Below are 18,431 nucleotides of genomic sequence, written 5' to 3' on the forward strand. Positions count from 1 at the left end.
CAATGACAGTTTGTTATATTGCATCATAAGGAATTGGCCATTTTAAAACTCTATAAGGCAATGTAATTAGGTAGTCATGATATTCTAACAATATTCCTTCATTAACAAGCTGCTCCACATAAGAACTTCCTTCGTTTATTTGATCTCGATGTTGAGGAGTTAGACATTGATAAACAATGTTCAACAGTGGTAACTCATCAATTACAAATCTGCAAGAGTTTTCCGGTAATCTTGTGTCTTTTATTAAGAGAAATGATGGGCCTTTACGATAATAAAAAGAGCCGTATCTATAATTTTGATGCCATTCTTCAATTAGATTTGTGTAACCAGGCACATCTAGTTTGATTGGTGGCACCATATGAAACAATTGGTAAAAATCAAACTTTTCCGTCACTACTCCCTCCCAATACATTTTTATACCTAGGGACTGACTATCTCTCATTAATTGTATCTGTTTAATATACTGACCCCATAAGACCCCAGACAAAATGTAAGTTATAATCAAGGAAGGGTCGAAAGGGGTCTTTGTTATGTCGAGAAGAAAATGGACAGCCGAAGAAAAAATGAATATCGTCCTGAAGGGAATGGCTCCTGGCGCAAACATCTCCGAGGTATGCCGCAACCACGGCATTGCCCAAACCCTTTATTATCGTTGGCGTGAAGCATTCCTCCAAGCGGGGCTTTCTGGCCTTTCCGCGGGTCCTTCTACCCGTGAGCAACAGTTGGAGAAAGAGCTGGAGGAGGCAAAGAAACTGCTGGGCGATCAAGCCATGCAGATCGAGATCCTCCGAAAAAAGACGAACTGGGGTCGGAAGTAGGAAGTCGTCAGTTGGTTCAGGCTCTCCATCGTGAAGGGCATCCGATCCCGCGCATTGCTTCTGCCCTTCAACTGAATCGAACGTATTGCTACGCTCTGCTCAAGCCCTTGCGGACACAAAAGCGCTAACGTCCTGATGAAGCCGAAATCAAAGCCGAGATACGCCAGTTGTGCACAGAGCACCCGACCAACGGCTATCGTCGCATCCGGGTGTGGATGAAGAAAAAATACCAGCGTGTCATCAATCATAAGCGTGTCTACCGGATCATGAAAGAACTGAATCTGTTGGTCGCCACCAAGGCATACGCCGCACGGCGTAAAAAAGAGAAAGGTAAGATCCCCGTCGAACGGTCCAACCAACATTTTCAAACAGATATGACCAAGGTGTGGTGCGGGAAAGACGGATGGGGATACCTTTTTGCTGTGATTGATGCTTATGATCGAGAGATTGTTGGCTACAGCTTTTCTCGCTTCTGCCGGACGGATGAACTGCTTCAAGCAGTGAACATGGCCATTGATTATCGGTTTCCAACGGGTGTCAAGGGGCAAGGATTACGTATTCGCAGTGATAACGGTTGCCAGATGACCAGCAAACGCTATGTACATGCTCTCAAGGATGCAGGGATCAAACAGGAACGAACGGGCTACAACAATCCCGATGCAAACGCTTACATCGAGAGATGGTTTCGTACGCTCAAAGAAGAAACGGTTTGGGTGCAAGAATACCTGTCTTTTTCCGAGGCGAAACAAGACATTGAGGAATACATCCGATTCTATAATGAGGAGCGTCCACACTCTGCTTTGCGGTACCAATCACCGACCGAGTTTCGGAAGTCGCAGATGGCTCATGCTGCATAACGATGCTTTTTCCGACCTATCCGAGACAGAGGGTGATCTGCGATATGGGTCAAGTGCCTTCCTTGACGCATATCGCAGATCATCCTACGATTCAGGTGGTCGGAAAACGTTCTAACGTAAAACAGCAAAAATTTGTCTGGACTTTTGGGGGGGCATTACGCAAATTATCAGCATATTGAGCGGGTTTTTCAATAAAACCTCCGCAACTAATTGAAAATCTTGCGAACACTTCACAATGTTTAGCTTCATCAGACACCGCTGTTGCCAGACATAATCGAGTTGGCGCATCCTCAGCCTCTTGTAAAAGCCTCGCAGATATAAGTAAACCGATTTCTTCAGTACTAACAGACTGACTGGCCATTTTCCATGCCAATTCCTCCTGATCTTTGCTCAACCCCCATGGCCTGTTCCATGGTATGTCAATTTTGGGATCCCATGCATAGGCCTCGCGTGCCTTTTCATATAACCGAAACTCTTCAAGTAAAGTGGTATCTTTCATAGAATGTGCGTATAGCATATAAGCAAACACCATCCTAATCTATAAAATTTGTAAAGGAATTCTCATTTTCAAATGTTAGTTGAATAACTGGGAGTAGAAGACTATATCAAGTGAACAATAGAGGTTAACAGGAGGTAATGTTCTGTGGAAACAGTCATAGATGTTATTAATTGCAGTCCCGCATAGCAACTTTAGAGAAATAAGACAAGAAGTCCTACGTGCAATATTTCAGTGATAACATAGTTGACTTTTGTCACGCTTGTCATATATCATTCTATAAACCTGCTATGCAAGCGATGTCTACTGCAAAAAGTGGTCTTATTTCAAACACCCTTTACCCCACCTTTTTTAGAAATGTCTATTTCATTTTACAGTATTTATCATTTATTTTCAAGTGTTTCCACAAGGTGAGTTGCTCAGTAAATTAGTTAATACCATTCATTAAGCTCCTTTAACACAAGATTTACTGTTGAATTAGAGCAAGGGGACTATTCACTCAATCCTTTTCCATTCAGTACATGGGTAAATTCTACGACTCCAACGTCTTCAAGCGGGAAAGTGGAGTCTCCTGTAGCTTTCACGACACCTATCTTCCCGACTCGGCGTTGGATCAACGCTGGGATCGTTTTGCTGGCAGATGATGGACGCGCTACTTCAATAGGTCCGCATATTACCTTTCCAGCCAGTGTGTCCGCTCACGTTTACTAAAGCCAGTCCAAGCGCTACCTGACCGCGATCTGTTTGCCGATACTAGGTCGTTCCATCAACTCACGGGCAGCGTCATTGAGGACAATTCCTGTAGATTCATTTGCACATTAATAACCGCACTGCTTTTATCACTCGCGGTCCTCCCAATTATGATAGTCAACAAATCATGCAGGATTACCTCTTATGTTCCATAATACTCTATGCTATCACAGGCCTTCAAATAATTAGGGTTTGCTGAACGTTTCACAGCTAGGCAATTTTCGGATGGTTAAACAGGCCCCGCAACAATCTGAAAAACGGCAAAAAGAGAGCCCGTAACATACGTTCAAGGTTCATTACAAGCAGTTGGAGGGCGATGACGGTTTCACTCGTCGTTTCTACTATAAAGGCAAGTGAGGGAGGGATCTATCATGGAAACCAACACGAATCGACAGATCGTTTCCACAGACTGGTTGGCAGAACATCTGAGTAATCCCGATGTAGCAGTCATTGACTGCCGGTTTGTCTTGGGCAAGCCTGGCGCAGGGCTGCAAGCGTACACCGCTTCCCATATTCCCGGCGCACTCTACTTCGACCTGGAGCACGATCTGTCCGGACCGAAATCAGCGGACGGACACGGCGGCCGTCATCCACTGCCTGACACCGCATCGCTGTCGCGGCTCTTTTCTAGTGCCGGCATTGATGAAACGGTAACGGTTGTGGCCTATGACGATCAGGATCTGGCCATGGCTTCACGCCTGTGGTGGCTGCTCCGTTACATGGGGCATGACCGAGTAGTCGTATTGGACGGTGGCTGGCAGGCCTGGCAGCGAAAAGAGTATCCCGTAACGTCTGAGATCACGACAAGACCTGCCCGCCGATTTACGGCCAGTCCGCGCCCCGAAATGCTGGCTACTGTCGAGGATGTCAAGCACCGAAGTGAGCAGGCAGCCCTTATTGATTCACGGGCAAAAGAACGCTACAGCGGTCAGCAGGAGACTATCGATCGCAAAGCGGGGCACATCCCAGGTGCACTGCACTACTTCTTCAAAGAAAATCTGACTGCAGACGGAACGTTGCGCTCCACACCTGAATTGCGTGAGCGGTTTACCCCTCTCGCCAATCAGCAGGAGTTGATCATCTACTGCGGCTCCGGGGTGACTGCCTGTGTCAATCTGCTCGCCCTGCATCAGATCGGACGACCTGATGCCAGACTATACCTCGGCAGTTGGAGTGACTGGTGTTCGTATGACAACCCGGTGGCAACCGGCGACCAACCATAGAAGTCAAATCGCCTGACTACCCATCGAATAGCCAGCCCCTCTATGGAGTGCCGTCTTTGTCTTCTCCTCCTGCCGATCGATGTACCACCTGCCACCATTCATTCTCGTCTGTGCTGCCATATCTACTGATCTCAAGGAGGAGTATAGATGAAGCGGTTTTTCAAGCTTCTTTTCTGGTTTGGCTATCAAGAGGCCTTATCCTGTTTGTTTCCTGCCTTTATCTTCCTGTCCCTGGCCATCTCCCAACTGATCACCATCCCGGGGCTGCCTCGCTATGACCTTCTGCTGCTGCTCTGCATCGGGATGCAGGTCTACATGGTCAAAAGCGGGCTGGAGACACGTGACGAGTTGAAGGTGATCACCCTGTTCCACTTGATCGGTCTTGGTCTGGAGATTTTCAAGGTGCACATGGGGTCGTGGTCGTATCCAGAGGCAGCCTACAGCAAGCTGTTTGGGCGTCCCGCTCTACAGCGGCTTTATGTACGCCAGCGTCGCCAGCTACCTCTGTCAGGCCTAGCGGAGGCTTGACGTGGCCATTCTCCGTTGGCCTGTCGCGACGTTCACCGTTCCGCTGGGAGCGGCCATTTACCTCAACTTTTTTACTCATCACTTCATTTGGGATATTCGCTGGTTGTTGATCCTGCTGATGTTCGTGGTCTTTTGGCGGTCGCATGTCCTCTTTTCGGTGGCCGGTCAACGCTTTTCGATGCCGCTCTCGCTCTCCTTTTTCCTCATCGGCTTTTTTGTCTGGATTGCGGAGAACATCGCCACTTTTCTCGGTGCCTGGCAGTATCCCAACCAACGCAGCGGCTGGGATCTGGTGCACGCGAGTAAAATCAGTTCGTGGTTTTTGCTGATCATCGTCAGTTTTATCATTGTCGCTCAGCTCAAACACGTAAAAGCCCATTTGCAGCGAGACCCTGCCACACCTCCCGTTCATAAGGCCTAATTCCATGGCTGCATCGGGTGGGGCCTCTTACTTAGCGAATCAGCGGAGCAGTCTTCCCGTTTTGTTCGCCAAACCAGACGAGGTGACTGATCGCCGCCAAAAACATCACGAGAAAGCTGAGAAAAAAGGAGTCGCTGCTGCTGGCGAGTGCGCCGGCAGCGAGCGGACCTGCGATCGCCCCTACAGACAACACGGCAGAATAGAGACTAAACGCACTGCCATAACTCTCCGTGCTGGAGTGCTGCATCAACTTGGTCGTCATCGCCGGAAACAACAGACCGAGACCGGCTCCGAAGAGACACATGGTCAGATGCAGCGTAAGGGGTGATTCAACTGCCAATGCGTACAGAACCAACCCCAATCCAACCAGCCCGATGAAACTGCGCCAGGTCGTGGAAAGCCGATTGATCCACAGCTGGCTTAATACCGCTAACGAGCCAACCCCCATCAGGCTAAACAACAGTCCGGTCACAGTCGGTGGCAGTCCCTGACGGTGAATCAGCAGCGGAATCTCATACATAATCGTCCCCTGTGCGTAGGTTATGGCAAAACTGCTGGCAAACACTGGGATCGTTGCTGGAGAAACACGCGTCCCCAACCAGGAAGGCTCCACAGGTCGTGGTGATCGCCGTCGAGGTGGCTCAACCCGGCTTCTCTCCCCTTGCAGCTTCGAGTCATGCCGCCGGAGTCTTTTCTCGTATCGATTCTCCTGTGGCAGCAGCATCACTGCGATCAGACCGGCCAGCAGCATCACCCCGCCAAGCGTATAAAACGAACCGATATAGCCTACATGAGCGGCCAGGAACCCGCCTATGCCAGGCGAGACAATGGAGGCTATCGTGATCACCATGCCGTTTTTGGCCATGACCCTCCCTTTCTCCTCCTCCGTCTTTCCGATCGCACCCAGCAGGGCGTAACAAGCGGGAGTAACAAACGCCATCGTAAACCCGAGCAGAAGACGAAGCACAAACAATGCCTGTGGCGTTGTCGCATAGGCATGGCCAGCCAGCAAGCATCCAGCGGCGATCAGACCTGCACTAATCCATCGTTTCTTGCTGTACCGGTCCAACAGCGGCCCGGCTACGAGATTACCCGCCAAATTACTCATAGAGTAGGCTCCCAGGAGGATGCCGATCATCACGGATGTCGCTCCCATCGAGGCAATATACGGAGAGAGAAACGGCAGTTGAGCATGCATGTCGAACGACGCGAGAAACAAAATGGCAAACAGCAGCCAGACGCGGTTCTGCACGATTTCTTCCACCCCTTGTCTATGTCGCTTTCGTCCCAAGTATATGTGGCGGAGGGCAAAAAAAGCAGTATAATCCGGTTCAAAAAATAGAGCGGTAGCATGCGTACCGCTCCCGCTGCCGCTTCAGACGCTCTCTTTTTTTCAGCATCTGTATCAACTCAACTGCTGTGACTCAGCACAAAACAAAAGCATCTGCCGCCATCCGTGCGGAGATGCTTGTCACACTGGTCCCCATTATTGCGAAACAGGGAAGCTTGAATAGATTCGTTTGGAGCGTTCAGCTCTGACTCTTTGCACCGTTATACCGGAGCCGCTTTCAAACCCAGCGAACTCTCATGGAACGCGAGATCGGGATACTTCTCTTGCGCCATGCGAAGCTGGTACTCACTCTCAAACAGCATCACCGGACGATTGTAGCGATCGCGCATGGTCTGGCTGCGGTTGAGCAGCTTGTCGATCGTTGCCTTGTCACCGTCGAGCCAGCGTGCGATCTGATAGGAGAGGCGCTGCATCAGAATCTCCACTCCATACTCTGCCCGCAGGCGGTGTTCCAGCACCTCAAACTGCAGTACGCCAACCACGCCGACGATCAATTCTTCCATCGGGTACGTCCGGAAGAGTTGAACCGTCCCTTCCTCCGTCAACTGCGCGATCCCTTTTTGGAACTGCTTGTGCTTCATCGCATCTTTCACCGTCACCTTGGCGAAGAATTCCGGCGAGAAGTGGGGCATCTCCTCGTATTCAAACGATTCCCCGATACAAAGCGTGTCTCCGATTTGAAAGATCCCCGGATCAAACAGGCCAATCACATCGCCCGCATACGACTCCTCCACAATCGCCCGATCCTGCGCCATAAACTGCAGCGGTTGAGACAGTTTGATCTCCCGTCCCAGTCGGACATGTCGAACCGCCATGCCCCGTTCAAAACGGCCGGAACAAATGCGTAGAAAAGCGACACGGTCGCGGTGCGCCGGGTTCATATTAGCCTGAATCTTAAAGATAAACCCGGAAAACGGCCGCGTATACGGATCGATCGGGCCAATCGAACTCCTCTTGGCAGAAGGTGCCGGAGCCATCGAGAGAAAATTGTCGAGAAAGGTTTGCACGCCGAAGTTGTTAATCGCACTGCCGAAGAAAACTGGGGTGAGTTCTCCCTTGTCTATCAGCTCAGCATCATAAGCATCTCCAGCGACGTCAAGCAGTCCGACCTCCTCCTGCAGTTGCTCGCACAGTGAGCTTCCCACACGCTCCCCTATCCGCGGATCATCCGGACCACTCACCTCAACGAACGAGATCTCTCGATGGTCGCTTCCTTCCTCGTACAATTCGACCCGGGATTTCTGGCGGTCGTACACGCCACAGAGATGACTGCCCATGCCAATCGGCCAGTTCATCGGATAGGATCGGATGCCAAGCACCCTCTCCAGCTCCTCCAGCAGTTCAAACGGATCTTTGCCGTGCCGGTCCAATTTGTTGATAAAAGTAAAGATCGGGATGCCACGCATCCGGCACACCTTAAACAGCTTGATCGTCTGAGCCTCTACCCCTTTGGCCGCATCGATAATCATCACGGCCGCATCGGCTGCTGTCAGAGTCCGATAAGTATCCTCACTGAAATCCTCGTGGCCCGGTGTATCCAGGATATTGATGTGATGTCCTTTGTAAGAAAACTCCATCGCACTGGAGGTGACAGATATACCCCGTTTTTTCTCGATTTCCATCCAGTCCGAGGTAGCGAACTTGCTGTTCTTGCGCGCCTTCACCATCCCCGCCTCACGAATCGCTCCACCGTAGTAGAGCAGCTTTTCGGTCATGGTCGTTTTACCTGCATCGGGGTGGGAAATAATTGCAAATGTACGCCGTTTGGCGATTTCTTCTTTCCACTTCGCCTGTTCAGTACTCATCCTCATTCTCCTATGTGATCGATTCTACTTATCGTAATATGCATACGATTATACAGGGATTTTCGCTCCTGTAAAAGCGTCAGGATTTGCAATCGACACGAGGTGATCACGTCATATTGCCTCCGCTGCAGCGACACAAAAACTGCCGAGAGATCTGAACTGGTTTTTTTAACCGCTTTCGTTATAATAGTGGTAAAATATTTTTGAACAACTAACCGAGGAGGATACATATGTCATCTGGCAATCAGGAGAAACTGGTCCGAGATTTTCAGGAATACGTGAAAAAAATGGTGAGCTATACGCAAGCCATTTCCATTTTGCATTGGGATATGCGCACACAGGCACCACGCAAAGGAATGGAAGCGCGCGCCCAATTGATCAGTGTGCTGGCGGGCGAACATTTTTCCCTGTCCACTGCCCCTCAATTCGGGGAGTACCTGGAGGCGCTCAGTGATCCGGCCATTTACAATACACTGGACCCGATTCTGCAGGGAACGGTTCGGGAGTGCAAAAAAGATTACGAACGCAGCCGCAAGCTTCCACCGCACCTGTACAAGGAGTTCGTTCTGCTGACCAACCAGGCGGAAACGATCTGGGAAGAAGCACGGGAGAAGAGCGATTTCTCGTTGTTCCGCCCCTATCTGGAAAAAATCGTACAGATGTCCATTCAATTCGTCGATTACTGGGGCTACGAGGGCAACAAGTACAACACGCTGCTTGACATCTACGAGCCTGGCATGACCGTTGACCAGCTTGACCAGATGTTTGCTGCGCTGCGGGAAAAAACTGTTCCGCTTGTCTCTGCCATTGCCGCATCGCCACATAAGCCGGATAGCAGCTGCCTGACACAATCGTTCGCTCTCGCTGAGCAAGAAGCTTTCAGCCGTTACATACTAGAACAGATCGGTTACGATTTCCAAGCAGGACGCATAGATCGCAGTGTCCACCCGTTTGCCACCGGCTTCGCTCCGACGGATGTGCGGATTACCACCCGCTACGACCAGAATCACTTCAATGTAGCACTGTTTAGCTGCATCCATGAGGCGGGTCACGCCATCTATGAGCAGAACATCTCGATGGATTTGTTTGGAACACCGCTGTGTGACGGTGCCTCCATGGGCATTCATGAGTCTCAATCCCGTTTCTGGGAGAACATGGTAGGAAGAAGCCGCGGCTTCTGGGATCACTTCTATCCCGACCTGCTGAAGGCGTTTCCTGCACAGTTTTCAGGCGTTAGCATCGAGCAGTTCTATGGTGCCATCAACGAAGTGACCCCGTCGATGATTCGCGTAGAAGCAGATGAACTAACCTATAACCTGCACATCATGATCCGCTATGAGATTGAAAAAGGCTTGATCAATCAGACGATCGAAGTAGGCGAACTGCCCCAGATCTGGAACGCCAAGATGAAAGAATACCTGGACATCGTTCCGCAAAATGACAGCGATGGTGTACTGCAGGATGTACACTGGTCAGGCGGCAGCTTTGGCTACTTCCCTACCTATTCGCTGGGCAACGTGTACGCGGCTCAGTTCGCCCATACAATGAAGCAGCAGATCAGCGGATACGAACAATTGATTGCAAACGGCCAGTTCGAGCCGATTCGCAGTTGGTTGAAAAAGAACATCCACCAGTACGGCAAACTGAAAAGCCCAAGCCAGTTGGTTCAAGATGTAACTGGCGAATCGGTAAACGCCGATTATCTGGTAGACTACCTGCAAAGCAAGTACAAAGCGATATACCAGTTGTAAACAAACGTGATTGACGCTGCGATGATTCGCAGTTGACAGCGGGCCGGCGGACATCCCCCGGCCCGTGCCATTGATCACTGCCGACACAACTGCCACTGTGCCCGTATGTAAGGGGACGAATGCAAGCGACACTGGACGTGCAAAAGGCATTGGCGCGGTATAGAAAGCCGTTCCCATTGTCGCGGGAGATGCAGACTACTGAGCGCCACCCTGAAGATCAGGGTCATCATCTACGTATCGCACACTGTGATCGATCCGCCAACTAGGATCTTCATCAAAGTGAAAATTGGGGTATGACCATCCTTCGTACCAGACATTCATCTCGAATCCGTCGTTCTGCGGTTCTGACTCGATATAGACGCCATGCGAAAAGAAGAACTCCCCGACGTGGAGAGGAAGGTTTACATCGCACAGGAGACAGTCATTCTGTAAGTTCCAGACAACATGGTCATCGTCAAGCTCGAAATCAAGATCAATCTGCACAGGAGGATAATCTGCCTGCTCCCGGGCATCTTCCATGATACCAAACGAAAGGCTTACTTTGCTGGCTGCCGCATCGGAAGGCTCTGGATCGAGTAAATCGAGATTGGCATCCTGCTTCCACCATTGCGCCTTGAGGCCAAATAGAATGCGGTTAGGATAGGCAGCATGCTCCGGTTCAAAGGTATGATCAGCACGCAACTGATAATAATCGATCTTAGATGAACTCTCGTCCTGTTTATATACACGATATTCTGTCTGCCAAAACGCTGCCTTTTCATCCGGCATGACCCATAATGCCAATACTTTGGCTTGTGGCTGATCATCGAAGCCGTTCCGCAGAATTCTACCCCATTGGTTGTCCGCCATTCTTTTTGTCGCTTCGCTGGATTTCTTCCCCTTTTGTTTGGAATTAATCACACCTTTTGCGATAGCTGATTGAATAGTTTGTCGCGATACATCAGCATCCTTCTTGGCGTATACATAAATGGGTACATACCCGGTTTGATCGGTGAACATTGCCAAAGCCAACCATTCCATTTGCACGTCATGCTGAATGATGCTCAGTCCCAAATACCCTGCCTCTTCCAGCTCAGATATCTTTCCCACTTGCGGCTCAAACATGACGATCCCACCATCTTGCAATCTCTGTTCCGCCTCATCTATGGATGAAACAGGAATCGGATTTTCTACCATCTCTACCGATTCGGCGGGAGATAGAACAAAGGCAACCTGTAAAACCAATACAAAGCAACTTACAACAAACAGCAAGCTGGCAGCCGTTTTTCTCATGAAACCCCACCTCTCTATATGATCTCTTTCTGTTGGGGCTAGAGCCATTCTGGCTCATTGTGTTACATCCTCCCATAATCGCAAACAATTGGATAGATCGACCTCATTGTATCCAACCGCTGATAGCTGGTTAATAGGAAGAATGAACCATTTGGCCTATCGATCCGAACTGCTTACCTTACAAAAGTGTAAGGAAACTGAAATGAAACGAAATGGCTTCCCTCGCCTCCTCTTCTCTACAATAGACATACAAGGACATGAGACCAGGGGAGATTACAGTGATGGAGACCGCACGAGAATACCAGCAAATGTACATGGAGTATTCCAATAAAATATATCGCTACTTTCGATGCCGGGTACCAAACGATTGGGATGCGGAAGACCTGACCTCCACCGTTTTCCTCAAGGTGTATTCCAAACGAGCGCAATACGATGGCCGGTATCCCTTTGGTGCCTGGATCTATCGCATCGCCCACAACACCTTGATTGATTTTTTGCGAAAAAAAACGGGAACAGCCCATCGGGACAGATGGTTTTGATACGACAGAAATGGATGAAGCCCTGCTGCCCGAGCAGCAGCTTCTAATCAAAGAATCGCGAAGCCAGCTATGGGAACAGGTATATTGTTTGACCACCGACCAGGCGAAGCTTCTTTCGCTCAAGTATCAGCGCGGTCTCAAAACCCGCGAGATCGCAGCCATCCTCGGAAAAAGCGTCAACTCCATTAAAGTGAGTCACTATCGGGCATTAAAACAATTGCAAAGACGGCTGGCCTTTCGACGTCAGCAATATGGGATGGAGACCTAATGCCATCCCTTTTTGGTATAGTAAGAGTAAGAATCAAATCGTGACGTAGCGGTCGCGAGTAAGGAGCACCCAAAGGGCACACGTTCTCGCTCCTGCATGGAAGCATTTCGACGTAGCGGTCGCGAGTAAGGAGGAGTTTCTGGCGATGTCGACCATTATGATTGTAGAGGACGATCCCAAAATCGTCCAACTGCTGAAAGCCCAGTTAGAGAAGTACGGATATGATGCAGCTGAAGTAACGCAGTTTGACCGCGTTTTAGAAGATTTTACGGAGAGAAATCCGGACCTGGTGCTGCTTGATGTCAATCTGCCCAAGTACGATGGCTTTTACTGGTGTCGGCAGATCCGTTCCGTCTCCACCTGTCCGATCTTGTTTATCTCTGCACGGGACAGCAAAATGGATCAGGTGATGGCCTTGGAGAACGGTGCAGATGATTACATCACGAAACCATTTGACTACGATGTTGTATTGGCTAAGATTGGCAGTCAGCTTCGGCGGGCCTACGGGATGTACGCATCCCCGAATAAAGAGCGGAAAATCGAAGTGGCCGGTTTGGCACTTTATCCGGAGCGGTTGGAACTGGGCTATCAAGAGCAAAAGGTGGAGTTGAGCAAAAAAGAAGCGCTGCTGCTGGAACTGCTGCTTTCCCAATCTCCTCGTGTAGTCAGTCGGGAACGGCTGTTGGAAAAGCTGTGGGACGAGCAGTTTGTCGATGAAAACACGTTAAATGTCTACATTACGCGCATGCGAGCAAAGCTGAAGGAATTAAACCTGGACGGTGTGATCGAGACGGTGCGCGGTGCCGGTTATCGGCTGAAGGTGACATGGGGGGACGATGATGCGCCTCTTCATTCGTGACCAGTTGTGGTTTCTGCTGCTGTTCGTGTTCCAGCTCACTCTTCTGCTGCTGATCTTCTGGTTGGACGGGTATTGGAACCCATGGGTTGTCGCCTACGCGGGATTCCTCTGTCTGTTTTTCGCTGCTGTCTACCTGCTCATCCGCTATCTCACTCATCGCCTCATCTATCAGCGGTTGAGTACACCCGTTGACGCTCTGGAAGAAGTGATGCAGCCGTTGGGGAATGCTCCGTTAGCCAGAGCCTTGGATGAGTCGTATCAACGACACTATCGCCTCTACAGCGAACAACTGCATCGCTATGAGCAGAAGCAGCGAGAGCACAATACCTTTATCCAGCAGTGGGTGCATCAGATGAAAACCCCTCTCTCCGTCATCCAACTGCTGCTGCAGGACCAAGACGACAGCCAGTCCGACAGTGTCCGTGAAGAGCTGGACCGACTAAAACGTGGGTTGGAGACAGTCCTCTATTTATCCCGTTTGGACCGGTTCGACCGCGATTTTGTGATTGAACCGGTCTCGCTGCGCTCGCTGGTTCAGCAGGTGCTCTCCGAAAACAAGCGATTGTTTATTCGCAACGAGGTATATCCCGAGCTGAGAGTAGACGCGCAGTGGCTGGTCGCTTCGGATGAGAAATGGCTGAGCTTCGTGCTCAATCAGTTAATCACCAACGCCGTCCGCTACTCAGCCGGCAAGAGCCGGAAGGTAAGCTTTGTCGCCTATCGACGGGGAACGAGCGTGGCGTTGGAAGTCATCGATTATGGGATTGGAATTCCCAAACAAGATCTGCAGCGCGTCTTTCAGCCCTATTTTACCGGCGAGAACGGCAGGAAGTATACGGAGTCGACAGGGATGGGATTGTACCTCGTGCGTGAGATATGCAGCCGTCTCGACCACGCTGTCGAACTGGAATCGGAACCAGGCAAAGGAACGATCGTCCGGATCCTCTTCACAACGGAAATCCCTACCTTACAATAACGTAAGATTGGTGAAAGCTAAATCGATTTGAAACAGCGCGGTGAATCGGTATCGTTAAGAGCGGAAACCACATCAACTACTCATTGAGATTGAAAGGAGAACCGCTATGGACATGCTACAAGTAAAGCGTCTCAGCAAAATCTACGGCGGCAAGATCACTTATCGCGCTCTCACCGACATTGACTTCACCATCCGCAAGGGAGAGTTCGTCGGGATCATGGGACCTTCAGGAAGTGGAAAAACCACTCTGCTCAATTTGATTTCGACGATTGACACCCCCACCTCAGGTGAGGTGCTGCTGAACGGGACCAACCCCCATCAGTTAAAACGTGGCAAGCTAGCCTTGTTTCGACGCCGTGAACTAGGTTTTGTCTTTCAGGATTTTAACCTGCTTGACACGTTGACGATCGGTGAGAACATCGTTCTGCCACTTACCCTGGACAAAACAAGCGTCGCAGAAATGGAGGAGAAACTGCGCACCGTGGCTGAAAAGCTGGGCATTGGCGAGATTCTCAACAAACGGACGTACGAAGTATCCGGCGGTCAGCAGCAACGGGCGGCGATCGCCCGGGCGATCATTCACACCCCGTCACTGCTGCTGGCTGACGAACCGACCGGCAACCTCGACTCCAAGTCGTCACGCAATGTGATGGAGACGCTGCAAAAGATCAATGAGACAGACGGTACCACGATGCTGATGGTGACACACGATCCGTTGGCCGCCAGCTACTGTCATCGCTTGATATTCATTAAAGACGGCCAGCTATACAACGAGTTGTATCGCGGCGAAAGCCGTCAGGCCTTCTTCCAGAAGATCATCGACGCGCTTTCGATGATGGGGGGGGACGTTCATGACCTTTCGTCAGTTCGCGTATAACAACGTTACCCGCAGCAAGCGAACCTATGCGGCCTTCTTCTTCAGCAGCGTGTTCTCGGTGATGATCTTTTTCATGTACGCCATGTTTATCTACCATCCGGGCATTGAGCATGGAGAAATTCACTCTTCCGCTGCCAAGGGCATGGAGGCAGCTGAATACATTATTTATCTGTTCGCTTTCTTCTTCCTGTTCTACTCGGTAAGCGCCTTTCTGAAGAAACGACAGAAAGAATTCGGCATCCTGTTTATTCATGGCATGTCGCGGAGGCAGCGGAATAAACTGATTGTGCTGGAAAACTTGTTGATTGGCATTCTTTCCATTCTCTTTGGGATTGCCTTGGGGATGGTATTCGCCAAGCTCTTTTTCCTGTTCGCTGCCTTTCTGCTCCATACGGAACCGCTGCCGTTTTATCTGCCGTGGAAGGCAATCGTCCTGACCTCAGCTGCTTTTTTTGCACTGTTTCTGGTCATCACCATTCTGACGATTCTCTTTCTCGGCAAACAACAACTGATCGAATTGCTCAAAGGAAGTAAAAAGCCGAAAAGCGAGCCAAAGGCGTCACTGTGGCTGTCGCTTTTGTCAGCCATACTGATTGGGCTGGGATATACAGCAGCCATTCTGGCAGAAGGGGCAGCTGTTCCTATTCTCCTTTTCCCCGTCAGTCTGGTTGTGATCGTCGGCACCTATTTTCTGTTTTCCCAATTGAGTGTCTACACAATTCGCCGGTTGAAGCGCAATCGCCGACTATACTGGAACAAAACCAACATCATTACCTTGTCCGATCTTGCCTTTCGGATGAAGGACAATGCACGGATGTTTTTTCTGGTCTGCATTGTCTCTACGGTTGCTTTCTGTGCGGTCGGGACGCTGGCAGCTTATGCCGGATCGATACGGGAAACAGCGATGGCATCTGAGCCGTTTGCCTTTTCGTATACCTCGACCACGGATAATCCCTATGTCGCGGAGCACCTGAAGATGATGGAACAGTCGCTGGAGAAAAATGGCTCGCCATACACCAAGCACTCCCTCATCGTCCGAATCCTGGACGGCGGGGAGAATCGCGCAGATACCGCATTGATCAAACTTTCCGATTACAACGCGTTTGCACAGGCGACTGACAACGAGCCCTTCACGCTGCAGTCAGGAGAAGCCATTGAATTGAACAATACCGGGATGCCGTCCGATCGGAGCAGCACCATCACGGTAAACGATGAGACGCTGCAGGTAGACCGTCAAGCCCTGAACATTGTATCCAATGGGTCCGGCACCCTCTATATCGTTGCCGACGAAGTGTATGAACAATCGAAACCATCCAGCGAGCTGATCAGTACGGGATACGTGGTGGAAAACTGGGAGGAAACGATGTCCATCGCCGAAGAAATGATGGAGTCCATCTCATCTGCCGACACAGGAGATGCCCATTTCTCAGCACGTGTCATCCCTTACCAGCAAATGCGGCAAATGGCTAACACGATGCTGTTTGTGGGGCTGTTTGTGGGGATTCTCTTCTTTGTCGCTTCAGGCAGCTTCCTCTACTTCCGGTTGTATACTGATCTCGATTCCGACAAACAGCAGTACCGAGCGATTACGAGGATCGGATTGACGGAAAGGGAATTGTCGCGGATCGTTACAATCCAGGTCGCCTTGTTGTTCTTCGTGCCCATTGTAATCGCGATCATTCACAGTGCGGTTGCCTTCGTTTCCCTGCAAAACTTGCTCAAGATGATGTTTGTCACCTCGATCGTTCAACCAACGGCAATTGTGCTTTGCAGTTTTCTACTGGTGCAGTTTTTCTACTTCCTGCTGATTCGCGGGCGTTACTTGCATCACTTGAAACAGGCAATTCGTTGAAGACAATAATAGGAAGCGGGCCGGATAAATGGATTCCGGCCCGCTGTTTATCAACAAATTCCGTTCAGCACGATCTCTATATACGTCTCTGTCAGTTCGTGGTCGGAGACGGGACCGTTAGGATTAAACCAATTGTAGCTCCAGTTGCACATTCCAAGAATCGCAAATGTGACCATATCGGCCCGCAGATCCTGCCGAAATTCACCGTTTTCGATCCCTATTTCGATAATTTTTTGCAGTTGTAATCGAAAGTCTTCTCTCTTTTTTTGATGATCGATAGATTCTCTTCGTGAAGATTACGCATTTCGCGAAAGAAAACGCGAGCCTGATGACCATGGGTTTTGATCTGTTTTAACAACAATTCCACATTTTCGAACAGCTTCGTTTTGCAGGTTTTATTTGTGTCAACCAATATTTCCTGCTGTTTCATCAAGAGTTCATCAATATATTTGGAGTGAATATCCATTAGCAACTGTTCTTTCGAATCAAAGTAATAGTAAAAGGTTCCTTTCGTTACACCAAGTGCATCGACGATATCTTGAATCGAGGTTTCACTAAATCCTTTCGACTGAAACAAGTGAATGCTCTGTTCCACAATTTTATTCTTCACGGTTGTGCCCCTTTCAACGAAAACGGAAACGATTTGCTTCTGGACCTCGTTAATATTGTCATCATTATAATACAAGGGTACACCACCAACAACAATTGAGAACCGCAGCCACAGATGAGATGTTCCCTTTGCTTGTCTAACCACGAAAACGATTCAGGGAATGAGCACAATCTTGCCTGTTGTCTGACGCCCTTCCAGCAGTTCATGGGCTCTTTTTGCCTCGGCCAACGGCATCCTCTCTCCAATGATTAGCTTTACTGTCCCCTCACCGACATATTGCAGCAATTCCTTCACACTCTCCCTGTACAAGACAGGATCCTGATTCATGTGCGGCAGCCAGAATCCGATCACGCTTGTGTTGCGATGCATGAGGACAGAAGGATCTAACTGCGTTTTTTCCCCGCCCGCTCGACCGTAAATGACCAGCCGCCCAAACGTTGCCAAGCATGACAAGCTTTTGTTGACATGATCTCCCCCGACCATTTCTAGAACGATATCCACACCGCTCCCCTCTGTCAGCTCCATCACCTTATCGTTCCAATCGGCATGAGAATAATTAACCCCGGCATCTGCTCCCAGTGCACAAGCAAGTTCCAGTTTTTCCGAACTGCTTGCCGCAGCAATCACTTGGCCTGCTCCCATCTGTTTTGCTAGCTGAACCGCCAGCGTTCCGACCCCTCCGGCTGCGGCGTGAACCAGCACGGATTCGCCTTGAGACATCCGTCCTGACGTCCGGAGGAGATGGTAGGCAGTAAGCCCTTGAAGCAGCAAGGCAGCCGCCTGGTCATCCTGTACATTCTCCGGTAGGGGAAGAACCTTGTGTTCAGATAGGGAGACATACTCTGCATAGCCTCCCTCATTGATTAAGGCCGTCACCCGGTCCCCCACCTTGTAACGGGTAACTCCAGAAGAAACCTCTACCACCACGCCAGCTATCTCTGAACCGGGAATGTACGGGAGAGGCGTTTTAGTCAAATATTGATTGCGGCGGCGCATCGTGTCCGCAAAGTTTACCCCTGCTGCTTTCACTTGAATCAACACTTCACCCGCTTTTACTACTGGAGTGGGAACCTCTACTACTTGTAAAACATCCGGATCTCCATATTCACGAAACTGGATCGCTTTCATGCGCTTCATCTCCCTAGTGAGTTGAGTCATCAATCATTCTCCACTCTATC

Annotated in this window: 16 protein-coding genes and 2 pseudogenes; 11 read left to right on the forward strand and 7 right to left on the reverse strand. The window is 50.0% G+C overall.

The features are described 5' to 3' along the window. Positions 1-13: 13 nt before the first annotated feature. The gene (locus LOK74_RS11105; RefSeq protein WP_338148653.1) at positions 14-631 is read right to left on the reverse strand and encodes a DUF5825 family protein; all 618 of its coding nucleotides are present in this window, start codon (positions 629-631) and stop codon (positions 14-16) included. Here LOK74_RS11105 and LOK74_RS11110 point away from each other — a divergent pair. Together LOK74_RS11110 and LOK74_RS11115 are read left to right on the forward strand one after the other, a co-directional pair. Then, the gene (locus tag LOK74_RS11110; protein WP_230046690.1) at positions 531-818 is read left to right on the forward strand and encodes a transposase; all 288 of its coding nucleotides are present in this window, start codon (positions 531-533) and stop codon (positions 816-818) included. The genes LOK74_RS11105 and LOK74_RS11110 overlap by 101 nt on opposite strands. A 167-nt stretch (positions 819-985) precedes the next feature. After that, the gene (locus LOK74_RS11115) at positions 986-1,675 is read left to right on the forward strand and encodes an IS3 family transposase (protein ID WP_230046691.1); all 690 of its coding nucleotides are present in this window, start codon (positions 986-988) and stop codon (positions 1,673-1,675) included. A 91-nt stretch (positions 1,676-1,766) separates the two neighbouring features. Here LOK74_RS11115 and LOK74_RS11120 read toward each other — a convergent pair whose 3' ends face one another. Further along, positions 1,767-2,069 (reverse strand): hypothetical protein, encoded by a 303-nt coding sequence (locus LOK74_RS11120; RefSeq protein WP_230046692.1) that lies wholly within the window; start codon positions 2,067-2,069, stop codon positions 1,767-1,769. A gap of 1,223 nt (positions 2,070-3,292) precedes the next feature. Here LOK74_RS11120 and LOK74_RS11125 point away from each other — a divergent pair. Both LOK74_RS11125 and LOK74_RS11130 read left to right on the forward strand, forming a co-directional pair. Continuing rightward, on the forward strand, positions 3,293-4,144 hold the full coding sequence (locus tag LOK74_RS11125; RefSeq protein ID WP_230046693.1) for a sulfurtransferase: 852 nt from the start codon (positions 3,293-3,295) through the stop codon (positions 4,142-4,144). Positions 4,145-4,291: 147 nt separating this feature from the next. Further along, positions 4,292-5,093, forward strand: a pseudogene (locus tag LOK74_RS11130) (DUF817 domain-containing protein). Between the two features lie 31 nt (positions 5,094-5,124). Here the strand turns inward: LOK74_RS11130 and LOK74_RS11135 are convergent. After that, positions 5,125-6,345, reverse strand: a complete 1,221-nt coding sequence (locus LOK74_RS11135) for an MFS transporter (RefSeq protein ID WP_230046694.1) — start codon at positions 6,343-6,345, stop codon at positions 5,125-5,127. Between the two features lie 299 nt (positions 6,346-6,644). Beyond that, positions 6,645-8,249 (reverse strand): peptide chain release factor 3, encoded by a 1,605-nt coding sequence (locus LOK74_RS11140; protein ID WP_230046695.1) that lies wholly within the window; start codon positions 8,247-8,249, stop codon positions 6,645-6,647. 230 nt (positions 8,250-8,479) lie between these two features. Between LOK74_RS11140 and LOK74_RS11145 the strand changes: the two genes are divergently transcribed. After that, positions 8,480-10,000, forward strand: a complete 1,521-nt coding sequence (locus LOK74_RS11145) for a carboxypeptidase M32 (RefSeq protein ID WP_230046696.1) — start codon at positions 8,480-8,482, stop codon at positions 9,998-10,000. Positions 10,001-10,195: 195 nt separating this feature from the next. Here LOK74_RS11145 and LOK74_RS11150 read toward each other — a convergent pair whose 3' ends face one another. Continuing rightward, entirely contained in the window at positions 10,196-11,251 is a 1,056-nt protein-coding gene (locus LOK74_RS11150; protein ID WP_230046697.1) for a hypothetical protein, read from the reverse strand. A gap of 302 nt (positions 11,252-11,553) precedes the next feature. On the opposite strand from LOK74_RS11150, the gene LOK74_RS24055 reads away from it, so the two are divergent. From LOK74_RS24055 to LOK74_RS11175, 6 genes are all read left to right on the forward strand, one after another. After that, a complete protein-coding gene (locus tag LOK74_RS24055) occupies positions 11,554-11,811 on the forward strand; it encodes an RNA polymerase sigma factor (RefSeq protein WP_255679582.1) in 258 nt (85 codons plus the stop codon). A gap of 10 nt (positions 11,812-11,821) precedes the next feature. Next, a complete protein-coding gene (locus LOK74_RS24060) occupies positions 11,822-12,079 on the forward strand; it encodes an RNA polymerase sigma factor (protein WP_255679584.1) in 258 nt (85 codons plus the stop codon). Between the two features lie 145 nt (positions 12,080-12,224). Further along, positions 12,225-12,938 carry a response regulator transcription factor gene (locus LOK74_RS11160; RefSeq protein WP_230046698.1) on the forward strand — a complete coding sequence of 238 codons (714 nt, stop codon included), beginning with the start codon at positions 12,225-12,227 and terminating at the stop codon, positions 12,936-12,938. Continuing rightward, complete coding sequence (locus tag LOK74_RS11165; RefSeq protein WP_230046699.1) at positions 12,919-13,914, forward strand: sensor histidine kinase; 996 nt, start codon at positions 12,919-12,921, stop codon at positions 13,912-13,914. The genes LOK74_RS11160 and LOK74_RS11165 overlap by 20 nt, the downstream gene beginning before the upstream one ends. Before the next feature lie 106 nt (positions 13,915-14,020). Further along, positions 14,021-14,791: an ABC transporter ATP-binding protein gene (locus tag LOK74_RS11170; RefSeq protein WP_230046700.1), complete on the forward strand. Its 771-nt coding sequence runs from the start codon at positions 14,021-14,023 to the stop codon at positions 14,789-14,791. Continuing rightward, a complete protein-coding gene (locus LOK74_RS11175) occupies positions 14,766-16,643 on the forward strand; it encodes an FtsX-like permease family protein (protein WP_230046701.1) in 1,878 nt (625 codons plus the stop codon). Before LOK74_RS11170 ends, LOK74_RS11175 begins: the two co-directional genes overlap by 26 nt. A 50-nt stretch (positions 16,644-16,693) precedes the next feature. Here the strand turns inward: LOK74_RS11175 and LOK74_RS11180 are convergent. Continuing rightward, positions 16,694-17,253, reverse strand: a pseudogene (locus tag LOK74_RS11180) (TetR/AcrR family transcriptional regulator). Positions 17,254-17,406: 153 nt separating this feature from the next. Further along, complete coding sequence (locus LOK74_RS11185; RefSeq protein ID WP_230046976.1) at positions 17,407-18,381, reverse strand: quinone oxidoreductase family protein; 975 nt, start codon at positions 18,379-18,381, stop codon at positions 17,407-17,409. Positions 18,382-18,431 lie beyond the last annotated feature (50 nt).

The sequence above is a fragment of the Brevibacillus humidisoli genome (genome assembly GCF_020923435.1).
GTDB lineage: Bacteria > Bacillota > Bacilli > Brevibacillales > Brevibacillaceae > Brevibacillus_E > Brevibacillus_E humidisoli.

Bases quoted from the DNA above. Each gene is read 5' to 3' on its own strand.
- LOK74_RS11110 (WP_230046690.1), top strand. From the start codon at position 531: ATGTCGAGAAGAAAATGGACAGCCGAAGAAAAAATGAATATCGTCCTG.
- LOK74_RS11105 (WP_338148653.1), bottom strand. From the start codon at position 631: ATGCCGTGGTTGCGGCATACCTCGGAGATGTTTGCGCCAGGAGCCATT.
- LOK74_RS11125 (WP_230046693.1), top strand. From the start codon at position 3,293: ATGGAAACCAACACGAATCGACAGATCGTTTCCACAGACTGGTTGGCA.
- LOK74_RS11140 (WP_230046695.1), bottom strand. From the start codon at position 8,249: ATGAGTACTGAACAGGCGAAGTGGAAAGAAGAAATCGCCAAACGGCGT.
- LOK74_RS11145 (WP_230046696.1), top strand. From the start codon at position 8,480: ATGTCATCTGGCAATCAGGAGAAACTGGTCCGAGATTTTCAGGAATAC.
- LOK74_RS24055 (WP_255679582.1), top strand. From the start codon at position 11,554: ATGGAGACCGCACGAGAATACCAGCAAATGTACATGGAGTATTCCAAT.
- LOK74_RS24060 (WP_255679584.1), top strand. From the start codon at position 11,822: ATGGATGAAGCCCTGCTGCCCGAGCAGCAGCTTCTAATCAAAGAATCG.
- LOK74_RS11160 (WP_230046698.1), top strand. From the start codon at position 12,225: ATGTCGACCATTATGATTGTAGAGGACGATCCCAAAATCGTCCAACTG.
- LOK74_RS11165 (WP_230046699.1), top strand. From the start codon at position 12,919: ATGCGCCTCTTCATTCGTGACCAGTTGTGGTTTCTGCTGCTGTTCGTG.
- LOK74_RS11170 (WP_230046700.1), top strand. From the start codon at position 14,021: ATGGACATGCTACAAGTAAAGCGTCTCAGCAAAATCTACGGCGGCAAG.
- LOK74_RS11175 (WP_230046701.1), top strand. From the start codon at position 14,766: ATGACCTTTCGTCAGTTCGCGTATAACAACGTTACCCGCAGCAAGCGA.
- LOK74_RS11185 (WP_230046976.1), bottom strand. From the start codon at position 18,381: ATGAAAGCGATCCAGTTTCGTGAATATGGAGATCCGGATGTTTTACAA.